Genomic DNA, 19,112 nt, shown 5'->3' on the forward strand with positions numbered 1-19,112 from the left:
CTTGTTCGCGCACAGCTTCCTATAAGGATGCGAGTAATCTCAAGGGAAGAGGAAATGGCGGCGGTCAGTCGGGCATGTGGACCCTATCGCCGACAGGAAGCTTATCTGCGGGCGAAATGCGCAGAACTGGATTTTCCGTTCCTCGAGTTCGCCGATCGGCTTCGTCCCTGCAGCTTACGGGAGTTGGGTGTTGCCCATTAAGGGCGTTATTTTTCGAGAACGGGCCTTCGCGCTGGATACTATTGGCTAAAGAGAGTGAGTTGCCGGTCGGAATCGGCACGCTCCGCCAGATAGTTTTCTACAACTACGGAGGTCAGTTGTCTCAGATTGTGTCCGGTATAGGGAAATTTCTCGCGTTCGCGCTCGTATTCCTCCTCCTCTTCATCCAAGTCATCGAGCAGGTGGAATTGGGGGTGCATTTCCCATTCACGGGGTAGATAGGCTGGGTCGGCGGTCATCGTGCGAAAGGTTCGATAGACGCTTTCAACGAGTTGTCGCCGATCAACTCTTGTTCCCCGGATGCGCAGAATGCCGCCATCCGATGATTGCATATGCAAAAGGAGATTGCCTGGCTCTTTCCCGAAAGTTTGCGGGGCAGCGTAGAACTGCAAATGGCTGGTTTGTCCTTCTTCATCGATCTCCCAAGTCGCGGTTCTGGCTCCGCTGGCAATTTGCTCGAGCCATTCGATCATTTCGGGAAAAGGGTCGAAGACGTAGCTGCAATCGATCCCGCGCGTTTTGTGTAATGGCTTGATCATAAGGCGTACCCATCCAGCGTTGGGGCACGTGAACTTCACGTCTAACTCTTCTAAAGTGGTTTCGATGTCAGTCGTATGATCAAAGATATAGGTCATGGTTTCCTTAATGGAGGCGATACCGTGCTTTACCTGCGGAAGACCAGTGGAATTCAGGGAATGGGCGAACCTTCGGCTTCGTGACCTTTCCAGTCGATGTGTGACACGCGGCGCCGGCCATCCCTTCGCTCCAGCTGGACAAACACGTCGACAGCGCTTTCGACATAGGCCGTCACGTCCTCTCGTTTCAGCTGGGTTCGCGATTGCAGCACCATCAGGGCGAGTTGCTCGATTGCGCGCGAAGGAGAATCTGCGTGGATCGTGGTGAGGGATCCTGGATGACCGGTGTTGATGGCGCGGAGAAACGAAAAGGCTTCCACGCCGCGAAGCTCGCCCAAAATGATCCTGTCAGGCCGCATGCGAAGCGACGCGAGCAGGAGGTCGTCTGTCGTTACGGAAGCCTCACCCAGAGCGCTGCGGGAGGCGATTAGCCCCACGGCATTCTCGTTTTGTATTTCAAGTTCAGGGGTGTCTTCGATCAGTATGAGGCGCTCTGCTGGGTCGATTTCGCGCAAAAGAGCATTGAGGAAAGTGGTCTTGCCGCTGGACGTGCCGCCCGACACAATGATGGTCTTTCGGGCGCGTACTGCAGCGCCGAGAAAGGCTATCCAATCTTTGGCCTGGTATAACTTTCTGAGTTCGGCTTCGCGAGAATCCTGGGCATGAGACGGGCGAACATCGTCCAAAGCACCGCTGCTATGATAGTCGGTCAGGCTGAGATTGGCCGATACCTGTTTGCGGATCGCAAGCGCCATGGGGCCACGAGTTGCTGGCGGCGCGACGACCTGGACGCGGGCGCCGTCCGGCAGGGATGCGGCAAGAAGGGGATTTTCTCTGCTTATGCCTTGATGGGTGATGCTAGCGATCTGGCGGGCAAGGCGTCCAAGGAGTGCCTCGGAAAGCTCTGAAACATCGTAGCGCTCTATCTGGCCACCCAAGGTCTCGACCCAGATTTCGCCTGGCCGATTGACGTAGACATCGGTCACATCGGCGCGCTCCAGATGCCTGGCGAGTGGTTCAAGGTAAATTGCGAGGTATGAGACTGCGTTATTGGCCATTGATGGTGGCCTGAGAGCGATCGGACACTCCTGAAAAATCCAAATCACGCGCAACAAAGATATTGACCACTGCACCTTGCTTTACCGTGATCTTTGGCTGCGGCCCCTGGCCAATTAAACCTGTCCCGGTCTGCCCTGCGACATTGGTAACGGCGGTGTTTGGAATGCCGATGAGAACCGGTGAATGGGAAGAATAAGCGGCATAACTGCCGCCAAGGTTAATGGCTGTTTGCAACAGCGCGTTCGTGAAACGCTGGAAAAAGAAGGAGTGTACGCGTCCGGGCACGCCCGCTCCGCCCATGGCATCGGCGGCCGGGGAATCGAGCCTGATCATCGATCCATCCGGACGAAGCAGATGAGTCCAGTTGAGCAACACGCGGTTCTGGCCGGCACGCACGTCGGATGCATATTCACCGACCAGGCGTGACCCTCGCGGGATCAGGATGCGTCTGCCTTTGAACCCCCGAACATCCTTGGATATGATCGCTCTCGCGAACCCCGAACGCGAGGTGTCGACTGGCGTTTCCAGGGTCGCGCGAATGAGTGTGCCGGTTGGCACTGTCGTTTCGGGGTTTCGAATTCTTTCAAGGCGCGCCTGTTGAGCAGGTTTGCTCGAGGGTTCCTGGTCGCCCTTGGCTGAAGGGGCGCGAGGCTCACCTTGCTGCTGGTTCGTGCTTCCATCAACGGCTCCAGCTCCGGCGTCAAACACGATTGCCGGTTCGGTAAATGTCGGGGGTGGAGGCCGATTGTCGGTTATGAAGGGGAGAGGAGGAGGTGCGGGATAGGGCATTGGCTCAGCGACGTGAATTGCCTCACGAGGAGCAGTCATGACCGGATGGGATTGCTGGAGCTGAGGCTGCGCCTGACGGACGACGGGATATTGCGGTTGGAGCGGTGCAATCGGCTGTGCGAGCACCGGGCTTGGGAATATCTCGGGAGGAATGACCAGGGGAGGGGGAGCAGGCGCGAGTAGCCCGACATCGGTGTCACGCAGAGATCCCGCTTCTTCAGGAGCTTTGCGCTGGGCATTGAGCACGAGGAACAAGGCAATTGCGCACAGTCCGGCGATGATTGCGATGACGAACCCTGGAAGCCCTTGCCTGGGTAAGGCAACCACGGGATGCCGAGTGCCCGGCGCATCTGCGGTTGCATCGCGCCGCGATGGGACGTGAAGGTTCATCGTTTGGCCTTGGCCGTTTTGCGGCTAGCGATGGCCTGTGCATCGCCTAGCCGAAGCACATATTTTGGTGCCACGCCCTCGATCACATAGTTGGGGCCGATCATACGGCCGTTGACGATGCCTTCCTTGCCGTCCTCAACTGCGAACACCGCGGGCAAGACAGTTTGGTTGTTCCAGGTGATCGTCGTGTATCTTCCGTCGTCGTACATCGAGGCGGGAAATAATGTTTTCGATCCGCTTAATTTATATGTCGCTACTTTTGCTGGCTGCGCTGATGTCTGGCCATTTGGATAGGAGAAGTGGACGACGAAAAGGTCGTTGGTTTGGCTTCCATTTGCGCTGAGCAGGAAAGTGTAGCGCCGCGCTTGCGTGAGGATGATCATGTTCGTCGTTGAGGCGCCGGCAGTAGGTTTGACGACGACGCGCCTTCCACTGCTGTCAGGCGTTACCTGCCAGCCAATGCTATTTCCAACGACGATGCTGTCTACCGCTTCGTCATTGGCCAATTCGACGATTGCCGCATAACCCGGGCTGACAGGCAATTCCTCAACCTGATCAGGGTTATACTGGATAAGCCGAATCCGTTCTTGCGCTGACGCGCTCTGGCTGATCAGGGCGGCGATCAGGAAAAAGATGGCTCGCTTGGTCACCGTGGCTGGTTTCCGTTATTGGGCATGGTTTCTAATGCAGGCGCGGACCCTGAGATAATCTGACCGGACGAGACCCCGCGGCCCTGATCGGGCATGCCGCTCACAGCTGGCCTCGCGGCAGGGTAGGGGAGTGCTGTGGGTATTTGCCCATCAGTCAGAGTGGGCTGAGGTGCTTCAGGATCGCGGCGATAGCCTGTAACCTGAAAACCGAGCGGATTGATCAGCCGGTCTTCGAATTTCATCGGCGCATCGATGAAGCGATAGCGAACCACAGAAATCCACGGCTCTTCTATCACAGTCCCGCGATTGAGGTCCTGGCGCTGAGTGTCGAAGCGAACGAGTGCCATCCCCTTGTTGACTGGCGAAACGCTCGTCACCCGGGCAACGATCACGGTGCCGGGGGGATAACGCTTGAACGGGCTGTCAGGGTTAGTCGCAGGCATCTGTGTTAGATAGTCTTTACGGGCGCTGCCACTCGACCATAGGGCAACTCGGCGATAATCGGCCGAGATCGTCGCCCGGTCGAATCCTTCCCGCGCGGCGACATATTGGGCAAGTAAAGCTTGAAGCAGCGCTGCATCGGCGGTGATCCGCTTCGGACGATACGGATCTACCGCTTGAACGAATCCCGTTTGCCGATCGACAAGCAAAGTGACCGGTTGGACGGTTTTTAAGGGCGTCAGCATTGCCAGGGCGACTGCTTCGAGCATGGCGAGCCCGACTGCGCAGCCGGCAATTGTCCAGGCGATCTTCTGTGAGCGGGTACTGGCGGCCTGATGGTCGACAGCCCAGCTCTCGGCTTTTGAAAAATATTCGTTTCTGTTCACTGCCCCGTCCTATCGCGCCGGACTGATGAGCGGGTACGACGCGAAGTCGTGCGCCTGCTCGCGGTTCCAAGCCCTTGCCCAATCCTGGAGGAACCGTTTGAAATGTTTCTGTCGCGCACATCTGCGTGTGATGACAGGAGTGTGGTGCGGCTATCAGCAACCGTAAGCGCCTCGCGCCGTATTGACGAACTGATCGCCCCTGCAATGATGGCCGCGCGCGATTGCTCGTCTACCTGCGTGCGCACTGAGATTGCGTTTTGAGGGCTGCGTACAAGCCTATCTGACATGAGTGGCCGCTCGCCGTGTAAGCGTTCGATGCCCGACGAGACGCGGGGTGAGCGAGTTTGTAGACGGAAGGCCGATGCAACACGTATCGCTGCAAGGCTTGCCACCAATGTCGTGAGCAAGAAGATCAGCACGATTGTGGTCAGTCCCTGAGGATCTATCACGCGGTCTGCACTGCCAAGCCGGATTGATTGCAGGTGCGCGAGTTCGCTTTCCAAGGCCAGAAGATGGGTGGCCGTAACGATATTAGCCGACAGAACTGCCAAGGCTGCGCCTGCAAGCGCGCGTATCCAGCCAATGAAGATGCCCAGCGTTGCATCAAACAAAAGCGCCATGATCGGCAGCGGTGCGATAGCGAGCAGAAAACCGATGGCGATCTGAAAAGCGCCAACGACACCGGATGTGCTGAGCACGAACAGACTTGCCGTCTGCGGTAAGGCCGATTGGTACATCGCCGCCTGCACGACGGCGCCAGTCGCCGCTGGATCGCCTTGTCCCGGTTCAGCAGGGAGGGATGCCCCGAGTCTGAGCGTGTCATAGGCCCTTTGGACGCGCGCCTGGAGGTCATCGGCGGGAATGCCACTAGCCGGCAGCAGAGTACCAGCAAGCTCATTAGGTCCGTCGATGACAACCTGAAATACCAGGGTCTGAAATGCAGGCCAACTGGTGACGAGCGCGAGGGTGAAGCCAACGCGAACCATCCAGTTGACGCCATCCTTGAGGTCCGGTGTGTGCCCCAGAATAAAGCGGTAGCCGATAAGCGCGACGAAGATCGTCAGGAGGCCGGAGAGGAGACTGACCCCGACCGGGCCTCCGGCGAGAGCCTGAAAGCCGTTCTCTCCCAAAGCCCGGCTTTCGCATGCCATGAAATTGGATAGGCGGACCGCTATACCCAAACTTGGGTCTGGTGCAGGGCAGAGGTAAGTCATTCGGCTGCTTCCTCAAGGCGGTGCAACCAGTCTTCGGGGGCATCACCCGTCTCTGCCCTGATCGCATCGAGCAGGCGTACAGTTTGTTCGCGCCCGGACAGGATCATCATGAGCTTCTTGTTGCCGGACAAATCGAGACGCGCGACAACGCTTTCCTTGCCATGCTTGATGAGAAAGGCGTGCGCGCTGTCTGGCAAACTCCGAACAAGATCATATTCATGTTGTGTGAGGCCAAAACCGGTCATGTAGTCGCGGGCCTGGGCCTTGGGATTGGCCATGAAAATCTGCGTTGCGGCCTGCTCGACGATCGCCGATGCAATCCGGCTTTCCAGCGCGTCTTCGGCGCTCTGCGTCACAAAGCCGACGATACCGTTGCGTTTGCGGATCGTCTTTTCCCAATCGCGGATACGCGCGGTGAAGACTTCGTCATCGAGCGCTTTCCAACCCTCATCCACGACAATGATGGAGGGTGTTCCATCGAGACGTTGCTCGACGCGGTGGAACAGATACATCATGGCGGGCGTGCGAACGATCGCATCATCGAGGATCCGGGTCATGTCGAAGCCGACGACCGATTGTGTGAGATCGACAAGGTCGTCCGCATTGTCGAACAGCCAGGCGCGTTCCCCTGTTCCCCACCAGGGGGCCAGTCGTGCGGCAAGATCACCGGCGCGGGGGCGCTCTTCACCCCTTAACAATTGCGCGAAATGTCCCAGGCGCCGATAAGCAAGCGGCGCTTCCATATTGGCGTCGACGGCGTCCTTGATCCGCGCTGCTTCTTCTGCGCTTAAGGGAATCCCCGGCTCGGTCACCAGAAGGCTCAGCCAGTCGACAAGGAAGCGCCGGTTTTCTGGGTTGTCTTCCAGAAGTAAGGGATTGAGGCCTGAAGGTTCACCTACTCGCAACACGTTGTAGCGGCCGCCGATGGCCCGCAAGAACAGCTCTGCGCCGCGATCCTTGTCAAACAGGACGATGCGGGGATTGAACTTGCGTGCCTGCGCGATCAGGAAGTTCACGACTACGGTCTTGCCCGAACCAGACGGGCCGATGACCGTGAAGTTGCCGAGATCGCCATGATGGAAGTTGAAATAATAGGGGCCGCCCGCGGTGGTTTCCAGGACGGTGACGGCCTGGCCCCAATGATTGTCCTCACGGCGGCCAACGGGGAAGTTATGCATGCTGGCAAAGCTTGCGAAGTTTCTGCTGGCGACCATTCCGCGGCGTGGGATGTAGGAGAAATTCCCTGGAAACTGGGCCCAGAAGGAAGGCTCGAGTGCCATCTCCTCACGTACGGCTATGATGCCGAGGTCGGTAAGCGCGGCTTGCACCTCCGCCACACCGTCATCGACCTCTTCCTCGCTATCGCCGCGCACAGCTATGGTAAGGTGATGTTCGCCAAAGGCAGCGCGGCTAGCGGCCAATTCATCGCGCGCAACGACGAGTTCGTCTCGAAGGCTCAGCGCTTCGTCATCGGCCGCGCGCATGCGCCGAAGGGCCAGATTCATGCGTCCCAGCGCCGTCTGCCGATCCACGAAGGCAAAGCTTTGCGTCATGACAAGCTCGAATGGCAGGCGCATCAGGTCATCAAGCATGCCAGGGCTCGATTGACCCGGGTACTCCTTGATGGCGATGATGCCGAGGAAATCACGCTTCCGTTCATCCGTGGGCCCCAGTTCGACTGTCCGCGCCCCAAAGCTCACCCGGCGATAGGGGAGATGGTGACCGACGTCTCCGCTGGGCGCGAGTACTGGACGGAATTCGCCGTTATAGAGTGCGGATAGATATTCGATGGGTTCGGAGCAGAGGCCTCCTTTGCCCTCATAAGCTCCTAGCCGCCTGGCGCCGTATTCGCTGAGGGCTGCCAGCAGCGCATCGCACGCGGCATCGAGTGCTCGTCGTTCAGAGGCAAGGTCGGCGATGCGTCCAGCCTGTGTCGCTTTGCCGAACATGCGGGCGAGGCGATCTACCGCTTTGCCGCGTCCCTGTAGCGGACGGCGGATGATACAGAGAAAAAGATCGTTCGTAAAAAGCTGCTTGGCCGAGAGGCGGGCTTGCCAAACGCTATCGAGCTCCTGGCTGAAGGGATCGGGAAAGCTCGCATCAAGTCGCGGCTCTACCCGGCGGCGGATAATATGGTGATACAGCGCGAAGCGCGACGATCCGATCGCCTGGATCATCGCCTCTCGCAGTGCTTTGCGATAGTTGAGTTCGCTCGTGTCGGCGGTTTCGAACAACAATCCTTCGATGGCAATGACCTGCATCAGCCGGCCATCGCGAAGCATCACCGTATGGTCGTCGATCTGCGCGAGATAAGGCAGGTGATTGCCTGCGGGTTTCTCTCGCTGCCAATTCTGCTGCGTGTGATTTAGGGGCGATAGGAATTGCATCGCCACACGCGAAAATTGGGGACACGCGGACAGCGCTGCGCCTTGATAAGCCACAAATCGAAGAAGCGCGGATCGCGAAGGCACCCCAGCCAACTGATGAGGTGTATCAATGCGGCGACGGCGAGAACCCAGATGGACTTGAAAACGAGGAACAATTCCGTCGATACGATCGCATTGCCGATCACGAGGCCGTAAGTTACGCCAAACAGCATCTGCGGACGGGTCAGCGCAACGAACAGAATATCACGATCAGGCGTTTCCACCTCAATAGCCTGCAGCTGATGATTGAATCCCGCCGACGATACTGGCAGCGCCAAACAGGATGAAACAGCCGAGGATTACCGTAGCGCCGTAGCGCCAATTCATTCGGCCGGTGAGCATCAGAAAACCGACCGAGGCGACCGCTATGACGGCAACGACCGTAGCAACAGTGCCGAGCAAGGTGCCCTGCAGCCAGCCAAGCGCGCCGACGATTGGTCCCGAGCCAGCGGGATCGGCATAGCTGTCTTGTGCCAGTGCCCGTGCGTGCCAGATCACTGTCATGAAAATGGCAGATGCCAGCTGTCGAACTCTCACTTATCAATCCCCCAAATAATCTGTCAAAGTTCAGGTGTATTTGCCTTAGGCCCGCCCATCGATCTTGCGAACAACGCTCACTGTAGGATGTCGCGCTGCGGGCGTACCGGTACGGCTGCCCCTTCAAAAGGGTCGTAAGGAGCAGGTGTGGGTATAGTGGCCGTGTAGGCTGGCGCTTCCGGCGCAACGACCACGGTATTGGTCATTGGTTCCCATTGATTTATGAGGCCTCCCGCGATCGTCCCGGCGGAAAAAAGAATGAAACAGCCAAGGATTGCCGTGACGCCGCGCCTGATTGGCAGGCGCCCGCTCAACATCAGCAATCCAATGCCGGCAATTGCAAGGACGGCGATCATCGTTCCGATCGAGCCGAGGAGTAAATCTCTCAGCCAGTTTACGGCGTCCGTTAGCGATTGATCGCCGCTGCTTGCATAATTTCCTAAGCCCATACCTCCCCCCGAGGAATGCCTAAATATAGCTGAGCCATGGTCGCTTATCAGGCAAAAATATGAGTGGCAACGTCACCGGCAAAAAAGATTTTTTCCATAGTGTGTTGACTTAGTTTCGATAACGAACAAATTTCGCTGGTAACGAATCAGGCGAAGGCAACGTTTTGTTTCAAAGTGTTGCTGGCGCTCAGCGTTATTGGGGGGCATTTTGATGAAACGCGACTATGCGGTGTTTCGTGGCAGGTTTGTCTTTGGCTCGCGCGAGAGTTTCAGGGGCTTTCGGGTGCGTGAGGGCGTGCAGGCTGTGCGTGCAAAATCGCAGGGGGCGATGCTAAATCTGGCATGCCTGGGAGTATTTCCGGCAGCCGCATCACACAATTTCCTAAAATCTACCGCTCAGGCTTGAGTGCCGCACTTTCCGGTTCGCAGCCGGATTGATGCGGGGGGGGGCTAATGTCCACTCGCAAATAAGCCGGGATCTCGGAAGTGAATTGGCCGCGGATATCCGCTCGTGGCCTTACATCGCCGCGGTCTGCGCGCGGGTAATTTAAGTGAAATGGGGAAGTCATGAGATCAGTTGCGGGGCACAGGGGAATCGCAATGTGGGCGCGGAAATATCTGGCGGCCCTATTGCTGTTGTTGCCTGCGGTTGCGGCGGCGCAGGAGGGCCCTGTTGAGGAGGCTCCCACCGAGGAACAGCTCAGTCAGGACGCGCCTGGAAACATAAATGCGCCGGCTATCCCTTTCACTCCGGCCGAACGGGCGCTGCATGACGCGGCAGTGCAGGCCGAGACTGAGGCAGGTGAGGGCGCTGGCACTCCCGGGCCGATGGCGATGCGGAGCGCCGGGGGCTCGAGCGCCCAGGGGCCGCTTTCGATCGTGGAACTGGCCCGCTCGCTCAAAAATGATCCTGACCTGATCTATGAATATGTGCGCGACAATATCGAGACCTATCCCATCTGGGGCGCACAGAAGGGTGCCTTCGGCGCGCTGATCGACAATGCCGGGACGGCCTGGGACCAGGCTGACCTGATGGTGAAGCTGCTGATTCAGGCGAACAACACTACGGCTAAGTATGTGGAAGGCCGGGTGGATCTGACACCGGCGCAGATTACAAGCTTTTACGGTATCCCAACAACCAACGCCTGCGCGGTAGCAAACTACTTCATTCGAGGTGGCAACAATGCCGAGGTCACGACGACTGCCGGGACGTTCGATACGACGAATATAAGCAATTGCACCGGGACCCTGCAAAAGGTGACGATCGATCACGTTTGGGTGAAGGTGAATATTGGCGGCACTGATTATGTCTTCGATCCGGCGCATAAACCGCATGAGGTGAAAGCGGGCATCGATCTTGCCGCTGCCACGGGTTATAATGCCACGGCGTTCCTCGCCAATGCGACATCTAATGCGACGGTAACCGCCGACTACGTGAAGGATATCAATCGGGCGAATATTCGCGCGGATCTTACCACGTACGCCAACAACCTCATTAGCCACATTCGGACCAACGCTCCGGCAGCCGATCTCGATGATGTGATCGGGGGTAAGGTTATTACGCAGGCATATGGCGGGGCTCCGCTGCGACAAACAGCGATTTCCTACAAAACTACTGGCTCCGCTGAAAAGATTTATACTGATAGTAGTAAGCTTCCGAACGAGCGCCGGACGCAGCTCAGTATTATGATTCCTAATCAGTACGGAGGAGGTGCCGCGGCTCTATTTTGGACGGATCAAATTTACGGCCGCCGCCTTGCAATCAATCCTATATCTACTGAGAATATGTTTGTTATTCTTGATGGCGCGGTGACCCATAATTTGGGATCTACCAACACTACATCTGCCAATGTTAGAATGACAATTACGCATAATGCGTTCGCGGTAAACAAGACGCAGACATTTACGCAATCAGCAAATATTGGTGGCCTGTTCATTGTTTCTAATGGATGGGGCCCAACAAGCCGTGGGCTGGTTCAGAAATTCTACAAAGATCTGGAAGATGCGAGAGCCTCTGGAGCCGCAGACAATTCGGAAGCGGTTCTCGGATCGAGTCTGGCTGTGCTCAGCGCCAACTGGCTCGCCAAGGCCGATATGGCTACCTATTTGGCCGATAGACTGGCCGGCACAGACACGCTTATATTTCAGAGGGTGGGTCTCGCCGGTTACAATGGTTCGCCGTACGTCGATTTGCCGATGAATTGGACAAGCACGACGGCGCATGACGGCGATACCAATAAAGAAGCGGCGGTTTTCAATGCCAGCGCGATGCACCTTAGCATCTTTGAATCGAATGCGGTGCAGGAAACAGCGGGTGTCAGCGCGGTCTCGACCGTCAAGCTGATCGATATGGCAGTGGCTGCTGGTCAGAAGATATTTGACGCGACCTCGAGCAATTACAGCAGCGCAGTGGCTCCCAATCTGCTCGCCTGCAATACGTATAAAGCGGGCTTCCAGAGCGAGATAACCGCTGGATATCGTCTTATTCTCCCGCAACGCTGCGATCTCACGGAAGGTAGCTGGACCGGAGAGGGGCATTTCCGGATCAAAACCGGTCAGCTTGGATCCATTATCAGTGGTGGGTTGCACGGAGGCTTCGCTAGCGCGCCACAGACTCCGACTGCAATGATCAATTTGACCTATAATCTCGCCGAACTTGATACCAAGGCTGCCGTTAATATCTTCGGCCCCGGCACGTACGTCGTCAATGATCCGATCGACTTTTTCAAAGGTAATTATCTTTACTCACACGATGATATGAATGTTGGAGTCGGCGACTTTCCTTATGCTTTGAAGTTTCAGTCGCTCTACAATTCCGGTGCTGCGCGGATCGATGGGCCTCTGGGCAAGGGCTGGACACATAACCTGGCGATGTCTGTCGAGACCGGCGTAGATGGCTTCCAGGGCATGGGTGAGGATTCGCCGATCGATGCGGCAACCACGATCACTGAGCTGATGGTTTCGCTCGACCTTCTGTCGGACGCATCCAGACCGCTGACCAAGATGGTGACGGCAACGCTCGCACAGCGCTGGTTTGCCGATCAGTTGCTCGACAACACGGTCGTGGTCAAACAGGGGGTAACGAAGGATCTTTTCGTCAAGCTGCCAGACGGCAGCTACAACGCGCCGCAGGCATCTTCCGCCAAGCTGGTCAAGAATAGCAATGGGACTTTCAGCCTTACCAGCTCCGACAAGAGCCAACTCGACTTCGATGCGTCCGGCAACGCTAGCAACTGGAGCAGTGCCAATGGCGCGCGCGTCAACTTCATCTACACCGGGGGCAAGCTCACCAGCGTTACCAACAGTCTCGGCCGCACGCTCACGCTCGGCTATACCGGTACGCGTATCTCCAGCGTGTCCGATGGCACCCGCAGCATCGGCTATGGTTATGACGGATCGGGCAACCTCACCAGCGCCACCGATGCGACGTCGAAGGTGAGAACGTTCCAATACAACCAGTCCGGCCAGCCTGGGCGGATGACCAAATTTTTCCTGCCGGCCAATCCTACCAGCCCGGGCGCGATCAACACATACGACAGCCTTGGGCGCGTGAAGACGCAGACCAGCTCGACCGGCAAGGTGTGGAACTATTATTTCGCGGGAAGCCGGTCGGAGGAAGTCGCGCCGGACAATGCGACGTTGATCCACTATTTCAATGCGACCGGCGATACGCTCGCCACAATCGACAACCTGCTGGTCAGCGATCCGCTATCCAGCGGGCGCAAGGTGGTCAACAAACTGGATGGCCGCACCCGCATCATTGAGACCATCTTGCCAGAAGGCAACAAGGTCAAACTCACCTATGACGATGCCTCGTGCAGTTCGGTGGATAAAAGGTGCACGCACAATGTGCTGGAGCAGCGTCTGGTCGCCAAACCGGGCGGAGGCGCCGATATTGTCACCAGCTTCACCTACGAGCCCACTTTCAACAAGGTGCTGAGCGCAACCGATGCGCGCGGCAATGTGACCGATTATGCCTATGATCCGGTCACCGGCGATCTGACCTCGGTCACTGCACCGGCGGCTACGTCCGGCGGTACACGCCCGCAGACGACTGTCGGCTACACCAGCTTTGCCGGTATCGGGGGCCTTCCGTCCTTCACTCTGCCGACGTCGGTCACCCAGAAAATCGATGCGACAAATAGCGTTACGACGACAGGGGCCTACAATGCGGCCAACAAGTACGTCCCGCAGTCGGGCACGGTGGATCCCACGGGTCTCAACCTGACCTCGTCCTTCACGTATGATGCGGTGGGCAATCTGATCCAGGTCGATGGCCCGCGCACCGATGTCGTCGACGTGATGCAAGCGACTTATGATAGCGAGCGCCGTCCGACCCAGGTCACCGATGCGGCGGGCAAACTGACCCGCGTGTTCTACGATGCCAACGGTAACCTCACGCGCACAGCGAAGCAGGCGCCGGGCGGTATGTGGCTCGCAGACTGCAAGGTCTATAATCTGGCTGACAAGATCAGCCAGGCGCGCGGCCCGACGCTGGTCGCCAGTGACACGATCTGTCCCGGTACGACCACCGACATTGCCATCAGCGACTATGTCTATGACGACCAGGACCGGCTGATGCGCGTGACGCAGAACCAGCCAGCGGCACAGGGTGGCAACCGGGTAACCGAGACGACGTATTATCCTAATGACCAGGTGAAGCAGGTGAAGCGCGCCGTTGGTACTGCCCTTGCGCAGAACTATGCGACCTATACCTATACCGCGAACGGTAAGCCGATGACGCTGACCGATGCCAAAGGGCAGGTCACCACCTATGTCTACGACGCGTTCGACCGGCTTCAGGCGCTGCGCCATCCGGCGAAGACCGGCACCGGCACCTCTGCGGCATGCAATATCACGGCCTACGCCGCAGGGGACGACTGCGAAGTCTATACCTACGATAATAACGGCAATCTGACGTCGAAGCGCACGCGTGCGGGACAGGTCATCGCCTTTACCTATGACGATCTCAACCGGAAGACGCAGAAGGTGCGGCCTGACGCTGCCAACAGTGTCACCTATGCCTACGATCTGCTCGGCCGTGTCACCTCGCTCTATCAGGACAGCGCAGCGGTGCAGCGCCATCCGCTTGCCTACACTTACGACAAGGCGGGCCGGGTCACCCAGTTGGTCGAAGATGGCTGGTCGAGTGAGTATGAATATGACCAGGCGGGCAACCGTACCCTGTTCCGGTATCCGCACCAGGGTCTGCTCGGCAGCCCGACAAACGATGGCTTCTATCTTACCTATGACTATGACCTGCTTGGCCGGGTCACCAGGGTCCGTGAGAATGGCACCGCCGCGGGGCTCGGCGTTCTCGCTTCCTATACCTATGACGAGCTGTCGCGGCCGACTGTCATTGCGCTGGGCAACGGCACCAGCCGGACGGTGACCTACAAACCGAATTCGAGCCTCGGCACGCTGGCGCTGGATCTCGATGGTGCAGGCACCGCCAACGACAATCTCTATACGCTTGCCTACAATCAGATCCCGCAGATAGCGTCAGTGACGACAACAAAGGCGGCGTTCGACTGGAACGGCTATAACGATGTCAATCGCGGCTACGTCGCGAACGGCCTCAACCAGTATACCCAGTCGGGCACCAAGACGCTCGGCTATGACGACAACGGCAATCTGATCAGCGATCAGATCTGGGCGTTCGGCTACAGCGCGGAGAATGAGCTTACCAGTGCTACCGCCGCTTCAATGGGTACGGCGCTGACCTATCGCTACGACGGCCTCGGTCGGATGGACCGGCGCCAACTCAACAGCGGGACAGCGACTAACTATCTCTATGATGGGCAGAGCCTGATTGCCGAGCATGCCGCAGGGGCCAATCCGCAGGGCAAGCGCTATGTCCATGGTGCCGGGGTCGACAATCCGATAGTCGAATATACGCGTCAGGGCGACGGGACCTACACGCGCCTGTGGTATGCGGCCGACTTCAAAGGCTCAATCGTTGCCACCACCAACGATGCGGGGACGACGACTGCCATCTACGCCTATGGCGATTATGGCGAGATCAACAGCCTCAGCGGCCCCGCGTTTCGCTACACCGGGCAGCGGCTTGATGCTGATAGTGGCCTCTACTATTACAAGGCGCGCTGGTACTCGCCCAACCTCGGCAGGTTCCTCCAGACCGATCCCGTGGGGACCGAAGACCAGATCAACCTCTATGCCTATGTCGCAAACGATCCGGTCAACCTTAGCGATCCCACAGGAAGGACAACGACGCATGATGGGGTGTGGATACCGCAAGCGATAGTCGTAACCGCAAAACCAACCGGCCGGGTGCCTCTCCAGGAGTTGCCAGTTCTCCCGGGCGCGCCAGCTAATGAAGGTGGATGGTATGCCAACTTTGGCTTAGGTCTAGGAGGTGGATTTAACCTACACTTCGACAAGAACGGTGTCACTGGCAGTGTGGGTGCGGGCGTGTTTGGCCGGGCAAATGTGGGTTATGCATTCACCGAGCGAGCCTTGGATGAGGCGCGTGTCGAGGATAAGTATTTCGCTGAAGTGAAACTCAGTGAAATGGTTGGTGTGGGGTTTGAAGCTTCTGAGGACCTCGGTACGAAATCCATTTCTGTCGGGCCAGTGGGGGTTGTGCACGACAGTAAATCCGGTTTTGACGTGAATTCATCATTTAGCACGATTAAGAACGGGCCAAAGGCTAACGTTGATGGCCTTCTGTCACCTGATAAGGCGATTTCGTTTGGTATTGATGGTGGGTTTGGTTGGTTGCATACTGGCCGAACATTGTCAGGTCGCTAAGGTGGTTTCATGTATAAAATAAAAATTAATCGAATAGTTTATATAATTTCTATATATATATCATTGAATTTATTTATGTTTGGGGTTGTTTATAGCAAATATTATTTATTAATGATAGCATCTGTAATATTATTTATATTTGCTACATTAAATAGGGCAAATTCAATTGGAATGATAAAAACCGGAAGGTTGTCGGTATTATCATACATTTATGGGGTTTTTTCGTTTGGTGTCGGATTTGCAAATTCGGATGTACTTTTGGTGACTCTGCTTGTGAAAGTGTGGATGGTTTCCGGGATTATGTCTTTGGGTATTTGTCTTTACACAATTGCAGCTCTCTTTAACCGTGGATGGTACGTAAAGTGATTGTGGTTTGCTCAGGATGTCCATTCGGTGCAAATTGTGAACTGCGGTGGCAGTGCACTTAGCTGAGGTAGTTCGGTTGATTTTTCCTGTGCTGGAGCGTGCGGGTGGAAGTCTGATGTCGCACCTGCGGGGTGACCGAACCTGTCGTAAGAGGCCGACTGGGCGGCTAATCATATGAACACGAGATGGGGTTTGTAAGGTGAAGCGTACGAGGCGGGCATCGCTGGCATTCTTTCTGGCCTCGACTGTGTTGGCAGGACCTGCCTATGCGGGCACGGTCACCTACACTTACGACGCGCTTGGGCGCTTGGTTCGATCGGTGAGCAACGGCACCAGCACTGCCGATAGCACCTATACCCTCGATCCCGCGGGCAACCGGACCAATGTCACCGTCACCGGCTCGCCGATCCCGTCCTTTTCGATCGACAGCGTTAGCGTTACCGAGGGCGGCACAGCGACTCTGACCGTCACCAAGAGCGGTGCTGCGAGCGGCACGCTCAGCGTCAATTACGCCAGCGCCGATGGCACTGCGACCGCAGGCTCGGATTATACCGCAAGCGGTACCCAGACGCTGACTTTCCTCGCCACGGAAAACAGCAAGACGATCGCCATCCCCACTATCGACGATGCGGTGATCGAAAGCGCCGAGAGCTTCACCGTGACCCTGTCCGGTAATAGCGCAGGATCAGTCATCGCTCAGGCCACCGGCACGGTCACGATCAACGACAACGATGCGACCAGCTTCGCCATTTCCGATGCGCCTGCGGTGACCGAAGGGGGCAACCTTGTCTACACCGTCACCAAGACGGGCGGCGTTGCGGCGAGTGTGACTTATGCCAGTGCCGATGGCACGGCGGCCGCAGGGTCCGATTACACCGCGACCGGTACGCAGACGCTGACCTTCCTGGCTTCGGATACCACCAAGACGATAACGGTTGCGACCATCGATGATAGCGCGATCGAATCCGCGGAGACGGTTCTCGTCAATCTCAGCGGTGCAACCAATGGCGCGACGATTTCCCGGGCGCAGGGTTCGGGCACGATCAACGATAACGATGCGCCTCCGGTTAGCTTTGCTATTGCCGATGCCAGCGTGACCGAGGGTGGAAATGTCGTCTTCACGGTGACGCGTTCCGGGGACACGAGCGGAGCTGTAACGGTTGCTTATGCCTCTTCCGATGGCACGGCGACAGCCGGAAGCGATTATACCGCTACCTCTGGCACGCTAAGCTTTGCAGCGAACGAGACGAGCAAGACGATCACGGTTGCCACAACTGCTGATACCACCATTGAAAGCGATGAAACGTTTACGATGACCCTGTCGAACCCATCGACAGGAAGCATCACGACAGCGACCGCCACAGGGACGATCATCAACGATGATGTGGCGCCGGCCAACCTGGCCATCGACAGCGTCAGTGCAACGGAAGGCGGCAGCCTTGTCTTTACCGTCACCCGCTCTGGCAACACGGCAACCGCTGTCTCGGTAAACTATGCCTCTGCCAGCGGCACGGCGACTTCTGGCACCGACTTTACGGCAGTCTCGGGCACACTGAACTTTGCGGCCAACGAGACAACCAAGACGATCACGGTTGCCACAACCGATGACACCAGCGTTGAAGGGACTGAGACGTTTACCGTGACCCTCTCGGGTGCATCGGCGAATGCGGCAATCACTACCGCTTCCGGCACGGGCACCATCAACGATAACGATGTGGCGAGCGTCAACTTCTCGATCGCCAATGCGGACAGTGTCGAGGAGGGTGGCTATGCGGGATTCAAGGTGACAAAGACGGGCTCTGCATCAGGATCGACTACCGTCAACTACACTACGGTCAGTGGCACGGCGATCTCTGGTTCAGATTTCACCCCAACTTCTGGCACGCTTACCTTTACAAAAACTCAAACTAGCAAATATATTTCGGTTCTCACGATAGATGATAACACTCTGGAGAGTACGGAGAACTTCACAGTTGTCCTGTCCGATCCCTCGACAGGAACGGGCATCACCAACTCGACTGCCACGGGCACCATTACGGATAACGATTCCATTGCCAGATTTGCAATCAACAGCGTCAGTGCAGCGGAGGGGAGTCCCATTGTTTTCACGGTCACGCGCTCTGGCAAAATGACGAATGCAGTCAGTGTGAACTACGCAACTTCTGCGGGGACCGCAACATCAGGCATCGATTTTACGGCAGCTTCAGGGGCGCTCAACTTCGCCGCCAACGAGACCAGTAAGACAATCAGTGTCTCGACGGTGGATGATATGCTTCACGAAGAAGATGAAATACTTCAGATGACTCTTTCTGGCGCATCTTCTGGATCTACTATTATCGCTTCAACTGGTATCGGAACCATTGTCGATAATGAGCCTGCTTGGACGTCGACGCTCACTGCCGCAACATGGACGACAACGAGCGCTGGCTCAACTGCTTCTTTCAGTGGCTATGAAAGCTCAGTTTACAAAAAGGGAAGTCTTTCCAATAAGAATTGGAATGGATATCAGGTAAAGGGCCTTTACACCATGTCTAATAATGGTGTCTCTTATAATTTAACATTAGAGATTACAACGCCTTCTAATTCTGGGTGGACATATATTGATGTTCCTGGGCTTGGGAGGTTTAATAGGGATGGTGCTGTTCAGTCATTTTGTGTTTCACAAGGGTGTTCTTGGCATTGGAATGAGGTTGGTTTTAGTTATATCTCTAATCACCTATCAAGCGGAACTGTAACAATTAAATAAACCAGGGGGATATAATTTAATTTAACAATAAAGG

The 19,112-nt window shown here is 56.7% G+C and carries 12 protein-coding genes; 2 read left to right on the top strand and 10 right to left on the bottom strand.

Annotation, left to right across the window (positions count from 1 at the left end; genetic code table 11):
- Positions 1-239 precede the first annotated feature (239 nt).
- From K5X80_RS05075 to K5X80_RS05120, 10 genes are all read right to left on the bottom strand, one after another.
- Positions 240-854: a hypothetical protein gene (locus tag K5X80_RS05075; protein WP_222559760.1), complete on the bottom strand. Its 615-nt coding sequence runs from the start codon at positions 852-854 to the stop codon at positions 240-242.
- A 53-nt stretch (positions 855-907) separates the two neighbouring features.
- Positions 908-1,912, bottom strand: coding sequence for a P-type DNA transfer ATPase VirB11 (virB11, locus tag K5X80_RS05080; RefSeq protein ID WP_261390641.1), 1,005 nt, complete (start codon positions 1,910-1,912; stop codon positions 908-910).
- On the bottom strand, positions 1,902-3,092 hold the full coding sequence (locus tag K5X80_RS05085; RefSeq protein WP_222559762.1) for a TraB/TrbI/VirB10 family type IV secretion system protein: 1,191 nt from the start codon (positions 3,090-3,092) through the stop codon (positions 1,902-1,904). Before K5X80_RS05085 ends, virB11 begins: the two co-directional genes overlap by 11 nt.
- Entirely contained in the window at positions 3,089-3,742 is a 654-nt protein-coding gene (locus K5X80_RS05090) for a TrbG/VirB9 family P-type conjugative transfer protein (protein WP_222559763.1), read from the bottom strand. The genes K5X80_RS05085 and K5X80_RS05090 overlap by 4 nt, the downstream gene beginning before the upstream one ends.
- Positions 3,739-4,569, bottom strand: coding sequence for a VirB8 family type IV secretion system protein (locus K5X80_RS05095; RefSeq protein WP_222559764.1), 831 nt, complete (start codon positions 4,567-4,569; stop codon positions 3,739-3,741). The genes K5X80_RS05090 and K5X80_RS05095 overlap by 4 nt, the downstream gene beginning before the upstream one ends.
- Positions 4,566-5,783 (bottom strand): type IV secretion system protein, encoded by a 1,218-nt coding sequence (locus K5X80_RS05100; protein ID WP_222559765.1) that lies wholly within the window; start codon positions 5,781-5,783, stop codon positions 4,566-4,568. Before K5X80_RS05100 ends, K5X80_RS05095 begins: the two co-directional genes overlap by 4 nt.
- On the bottom strand, positions 5,780-8,170 hold the full coding sequence (locus tag K5X80_RS05105; protein WP_261390689.1) for a VirB4 family type IV secretion/conjugal transfer ATPase: 2,391 nt from the start codon (positions 8,168-8,170) through the stop codon (positions 5,780-5,782). The genes K5X80_RS05100 and K5X80_RS05105 overlap by 4 nt, the downstream gene beginning before the upstream one ends.
- Positions 8,149-8,433 carry a VirB3 family type IV secretion system protein gene (locus tag K5X80_RS05110; RefSeq protein WP_222559767.1) on the bottom strand — a complete coding sequence of 95 codons (285 nt, stop codon included), beginning with the start codon at positions 8,431-8,433 and terminating at the stop codon, positions 8,149-8,151. Before K5X80_RS05110 ends, K5X80_RS05105 begins: the two co-directional genes overlap by 22 nt.
- 1 nt (position 8,434) lies before the next feature.
- Positions 8,435-8,713, bottom strand: coding sequence for a TrbC/VirB2 family protein (locus K5X80_RS05115; RefSeq protein WP_222559768.1), 279 nt, complete (start codon positions 8,711-8,713; stop codon positions 8,435-8,437).
- A gap of 110 nt (positions 8,714-8,823) precedes the next feature.
- Positions 8,824-9,195 (bottom strand): TrbC/VirB2 family protein, encoded by a 372-nt coding sequence (locus K5X80_RS05120; protein WP_222559769.1) that lies wholly within the window; start codon positions 9,193-9,195, stop codon positions 8,824-8,826.
- A gap of 600 nt (positions 9,196-9,795) precedes the next feature.
- On the opposite strand from K5X80_RS05120, the gene K5X80_RS05125 reads away from it, so the two are divergent.
- Together K5X80_RS05125 and K5X80_RS05130 are read left to right on the top strand one after the other, a co-directional pair.
- Positions 9,796-15,966, top strand: a complete 6,171-nt coding sequence (locus K5X80_RS05125) for an RHS repeat-associated core domain-containing protein (RefSeq protein WP_222559770.1) — start codon at positions 9,796-9,798, stop codon at positions 15,964-15,966.
- A gap of 565 nt (positions 15,967-16,531) precedes the next feature.
- Positions 16,532-19,078: a Calx-beta domain-containing protein gene (locus K5X80_RS05130; RefSeq protein ID WP_222559771.1), complete on the top strand. Its 2,547-nt coding sequence runs from the start codon at positions 16,532-16,534 to the stop codon at positions 19,076-19,078.
- Positions 19,079-19,112: the final 34 nt, after the last annotated feature.

It is taken from the genome of Caenibius sp. WL (assembly GCF_019803445.1).
Classification (GTDB): domain Bacteria; phylum Pseudomonadota; class Alphaproteobacteria; order Sphingomonadales; family Sphingomonadaceae; genus Caenibius.

Coding starts and splice junctions, on each gene's coding strand:
- K5X80_RS05075 (WP_222559760.1), bottom strand. CDS start 854: ATGACCTATATCTTTGATCATACGACTGACATCGAAACCACTTTAGAA.
- virB11 (WP_261390641.1), bottom strand. CDS start 1,912: ATGGCCAATAACGCAGTCTCATACCTCGCAATTTACCTTGAACCACTC.
- K5X80_RS05085 (WP_222559762.1), bottom strand. CDS start 3,092: ATGAACCTTCACGTCCCATCGCGGCGCGATGCAACCGCAGATGCGCCG.
- K5X80_RS05100 (WP_222559765.1), bottom strand. CDS start 5,783: ATGACTTACCTCTGCCCTGCACCAGACCCAAGTTTGGGTATAGCGGTC.
- K5X80_RS05105 (WP_261390689.1), bottom strand. CDS start 8,170: ATGCAATTCCTATCGCCCCTAAATCACACGCAGCAGAATTGGCAGCGA.
- K5X80_RS05115 (WP_222559768.1), bottom strand. CDS start 8,713: ATGACAGTGATCTGGCACGCACGGGCACTGGCACAAGACAGCTATGCC.
- K5X80_RS05120 (WP_222559769.1), bottom strand. CDS start 9,195: ATGGGCTTAGGAAATTATGCAAGCAGCGGCGATCAATCGCTAACGGAC.
- K5X80_RS05125 (WP_222559770.1), top strand. CDS start 9,796: ATGTGGGCGCGGAAATATCTGGCGGCCCTATTGCTGTTGTTGCCTGCG.